This window comes from Microbacterium sp., assembly GCF_051953575.1.
Lineage (GTDB): Bacteria > Actinomycetota > Actinomycetes > Actinomycetales > Microbacteriaceae > Microbacterium.
This window is the reverse complement of the sequence record NZ_JBQCIP010000173.1, coordinates 1-4,171: the sequence shown is the minus strand read 5'-3', so window position 1 is coordinate 4,171 and position 4,171 is coordinate 1. Positions and strand designations below refer to the sequence as shown.

Annotated in this window: 4 protein-coding genes; 2 read left to right on the top strand and 2 right to left on the bottom strand. The window is 71.4% G+C overall.

Annotated elements, in window-relative coordinates; translation table 11 throughout:
- Positions 1 to 134 (bottom strand): 2-oxoglutarate dehydrogenase E1 subunit family protein (locus tag ACTHNQ_RS10750; protein ID WP_440333362.1); only part of this gene is annotated, 134 nt, incomplete at its 3' end.
- Between the two features lie 176 nt (positions 135 to 310).
- Here ACTHNQ_RS10750 and ACTHNQ_RS10745 point away from each other — a divergent pair.
- On the top strand, positions 311 to 1,768 hold the full coding sequence (locus ACTHNQ_RS10745) for a GuaB1 family IMP dehydrogenase-related protein (protein ID WP_440333361.1): 1,458 nt from the start codon (positions 311 to 313) through the stop codon (positions 1,766 to 1,768).
- A gap of 54 nt (positions 1,769 to 1,822) precedes the next feature.
- Here ACTHNQ_RS10745 and ACTHNQ_RS10740 read toward each other — a convergent pair whose 3' ends face one another.
- Positions 1,823 to 2,698, bottom strand: coding sequence for an LLM class flavin-dependent oxidoreductase (locus ACTHNQ_RS10740; protein WP_440333360.1), 876 nt, complete (start codon positions 2,696 to 2,698; stop codon positions 1,823 to 1,825).
- A 177-nt stretch (positions 2,699 to 2,875) separates the two neighbouring features.
- On the opposite strand from ACTHNQ_RS10740, the gene ACTHNQ_RS10735 reads away from it, so the two are divergent.
- A partial coding sequence (locus ACTHNQ_RS10735) for a hemolysin family protein (RefSeq protein ID WP_440333359.1) occupies positions 2,876 to 4,171 on the top strand: 1,296 nt, incomplete at its 3' end.

The window sequence follows — 4,171 nt, the reverse complement described above, 5'->3', positions numbered from 1 at the left end:
AGGACAGGCCACCATGCCTTGTCGACGGAGTTCCGGTCGATCTTGAACTGCTCGTACAGCTCCTCGACGAGCCATTCGTTGGCTCCGAACTCTCCTTCGTTCGAAACCCCGACGCCCGTCACCTGGCTCGACACCCTGAATCGCCTGCTTCCATCAGTGAAGTTTGGGTCGCGTGCCGGCTGCTGAGACCTGGACACGCATCGGTTAAGCCTAGCCCAGTCCGGGGGCGCGGATCCGGTCCACAGCTGGCGCGAAGCTGAAAGAAACCGGATCATTCGCCGCACAGCAACTGTCACTACCCTTGGCGGACATGGAGTTCTACGGCGAAACCCCCGATGTCGACCTGACGTACTCGGATGTCTTCCTCGTCCCGCGCCGCTCTGCGATCACGAGCCGCCTCGACGTCGACCTCGCACCCGGCGACGGCACGACGGCGACCCTGCCGCTGGTGTCGGCGAACATGAACTCGGTCACGGGCGCCCGCCTGGCCGCGACGCTCGCGCGCCGCGGCGGCCTGGGCGTGCTGCCGCAGGACATGCCGCTGCAGGAGCTCGACGCCGCGATCCGGTGGGTCAAGGCGCAGCCCGTGCAGTGGGACACCCCGCTCGTGCTGCCTCCCGACGCGACGGTCGCGGATGCCGCACGCCTGCTGCCGCCCACCGAGGGGCACGGCATCGTCGTCGCCGACGCGTCGTCCGGCCACGTGGATGCCGACGACATCCTCGGGATCGTCCCCGCCACGCGTCTGGGCACGGCTCTGCCCGACGCACGCCTCGGCGATCTGGCGCGCGGGCTGGCGGCATCCGTCGACGCGGACGACATCGAGAGCGCGCGCCACGCGTTCGACGTGATCGTCGCCGCCGAGGCCGAGACGGTCTGCGTGCTGCAGCACGGACATCTCGTCGGCACGCTGTCGCGCCGCAGTGCGCTGCGCTCGACGCTGTACCGCCCCGCGGTCGACGCGTCCGGGCGGCTCATCGTCGCGGCGGCCGTCGGCATCAACGGCGACGTCGCCGCGAAGGCCCAGGCGCTCGCCGCCGCAGGCGTGGACGTCCTCGTCATCGACACCGCGCACGGTCACCAGGAAGGGATGCTGCGCGCCCTGCGTGCGGTCGCGGACCTCGATCTCGGCATCCCGATCGCCGCGGGCAACATCGTCAGCGCCGAGGGCGTGCACGATCTGGTGACGGCGGGGGCGTCGATCCTCAAGGTCGGCGTCGGACCGGGCGCCATGTGCACGACCCGCATGATGACCGCCGTCGGACGCCCGCAGTTCTCGGCCGTGCTCGAGACCGCCGAGGCCGCCAGGATCATGGGCGCGCACGTGTGGGCCGACGGCGGTGTGCGCTACCCGCGCGACGTCGCACTCGCGCTGGCGGCCGGCGCCGCGTCGGTCATGATCGGCTCGTGGTTCGCCGGCACGATCGAGGCGCCGGGCGAACTGCAGGTCGACGAGTCGGGCCGCGCCTACAAGGAGTCCTGGGGCATGGCCTCGACGAAGGCGGTGCACGAGCGGTTCGGCCGTCTCGACCCGTACGAGCTCGCCCGCAAGGAGCTCTTCGCCGAGGGCATCTCGTCGTCGAAGATCTACCTCGACCCGCTGCGCCCCGGTCTGGAGGACCTGCTCGACATGATCACGTCCGGCGTGCGGTCGTCGTTCACCTACGCGGGCGCGTCGACCGTGGCCGAGTTCCACGACCGCGCGCGGGTCGGCCTGCAGTCCGCCGCGGGCTACGACGAGGGCAAGGCGCTCCCCGTCAGCTGGTGAGGGACGCGGATGCCGGGCGCCCGGCATCCACTCTCCGCGGGTCTGTGCGAACCGTCAGCGCAGGCGCGCCAGCGCGCGCTCGTGCACGGCCGGATCGGAGTCCATGCCGGCAGGGGAGTCCGGTCCGTACACGACCAGCTCGTCGAACCCGAGGGCCTCGGCGCGCTCGGCCGCCGCCAGGAACTCGTCGACGCTCGTCGTCGGGCGCACCTGGCCGAAGCCGAGCAGCAGGGATCGGCGGACGTCACCCGGCGCGCGCCCGGTGGCGGCGCACGCCTTCGCGAACCCGTCCGCCTGGTGGCCGAGCAGGTCCCAGTACTCGCCGGGTGAGAGCGACGTCGAGCCCGGGCCGCCGTAGGTGTTCCAGGTGTCGGCGTGGGACGCGGCCAGCGCGAGGGCGCGCGGGCCGTGCGCGGCCAGCAGCAGCTCTGGCCGCGGCGTTGCCGCAGGTGCGGGCGTGGTCTCGAGGCCGTGGAACGACAGCGTGCCGCCCTCCCAGTCCGTCGCGCCGTCGAGCACGGCGATGTAGCCGCGCACGACGTCGGCGAACCGTGCCGACATCTCGCGCGGCGTCGGGCGCCGCCCGTGGTCCGCCAGTGCGCACGTGGGGGCACCCGCTCCGAGTCCGAGCACGAGGCGTCCGCCGGAGATGTCCTGAACGGTCATCGCCACCCGGGCGAGGGCGACCGGTGTGCGGAGCACGGCCGACGCGACGAGCGTTCCGAGACGGATGCGCTCGGTCGTCCCGGCCGCCGCCGTGAGCGTCGTGAACGCCTCGCTCAGCCACATCCCCGGCGCCGTCGCGTGCGTCAGATGGTCGTACGTGTACACGACGTCGTAGCCGATCTGATCCGCCCAGCGGTACCAGCGCTCCTGCTCGCGCCACGGCCCGACCGGGGGAATGACGACGCTGATCCTGTCGAGTGCCATGACGACATCGTGTCACCGCTTCGGCTCGGAGGAGCGGATGCCGGCGGTCGCGGCATCCCTTCACACCCGGCTGCGCGGTGGCACCTGCCGTAGACTGTTCGGCACGATGGACGACCCTCCTAGTTGTAGACCCTCGCCCCACCGACCCGACTCCCGCGTGAACGGGGGTGATGTGTGATGGACTACGTCATGCTGGGCGTGGGGCTCCTGCTCACTATCGGCACCGGTCTGTTCGTCGCGAGCGAGTTCGCGCTCGTGAACCTCGACCGTGCCGACCTCGAGGCCCGCCAGGCCGCCGGAGAATCCCGTCTGTCGCTGACGATCAGCGCACTGCGGATCACCTCGACCCATCTGTCGAGCGCGCAGCTGGGAATCACGCTGACGACGCTGCTCACCGGTTACACGATGGAACCGGCGATCTCGAACCTCCTGGCGCCCGTGTTCGACGCCTGGGGGGTGCCCGCGAGCATCTCCCGCCCGCTGGCGGCCATCATCGGCGTCGCGATCGCCACGGTCTTCTCGATGATCCTGGGCGAGCTCGTGCCGAAGAACTTCGCGCTGGCCGTCCCGCGGCAGACCGCGAAGCTCGTGATGCCCTTCCAGGTCGCGTTCACGACCGTGTTCCGCCCGGCGATCGTCGTGCTCAACGGCAGTGCGAACGGCGTGCTGCGGGCCATGGGCGTCGAGCCCAAGGAGGAGCTGTCGGGCGCCCGCACGGCCGAAGAGCTGTCGAGCCTGGTGCGGCGCTCCGCGAGCGCGGGCGTGCTCGAAGAGGACACCGCGTCGCTGCTCGATCGCAGCCTCACCTTCGCGCGGCTCACCGCGGCCGACGTCATGACGCCGCGGCCCAGCATCCACGCGCTCGCCGCCGACGACTCCGCCGAGGACGTCATCCAGCTCGCCCGCCGCACCGGGCACAGCCGGTTCCCCGTCTATGACGAATCGATGGACGACATCACCGGCATCGTGCACCTGAAGGCGGCCGTGAGCGTGCCGCGCGAGCGACGCGCGGATGTTCCGGCCGCCGCACTGGCGACCGAGCCGCTGCGCTTCCCCGAGGCGGTGCACCTCGACGCCCTCGTGGCCGAGCTGCGCGCCCGCGGGTACCAGATGGCCATCGTCGTCGACGAGTACGGCGGCACGGCGGGAGTCGTGACGCTCGAAGACCTCGTCGAAGAGATCGTCGGCGAGGTGCTGGACGAGCACGACCGCCGCCGCGCCGGCATCGTCCGGGTCGAGGACACCGTCCTGTTCCCCGGCGAGCTGCGGCCCGACGAGGTGCGCGACCGTGCCGGCATCCGGATCCCCGAAGGCGACGTGTACGACACTGTCGGCGGCTACATCATGAGCGTGCTCGAGCGCATCCCGGTCGTCGGCGACGACGTCGAGATCGAGGACGGCACGCTCGAGGTGCAGCGCATGGACGGCCGCCGCGTCGACCGCGTCCGCTTCACGCCGAGGCCGATGCCCCAC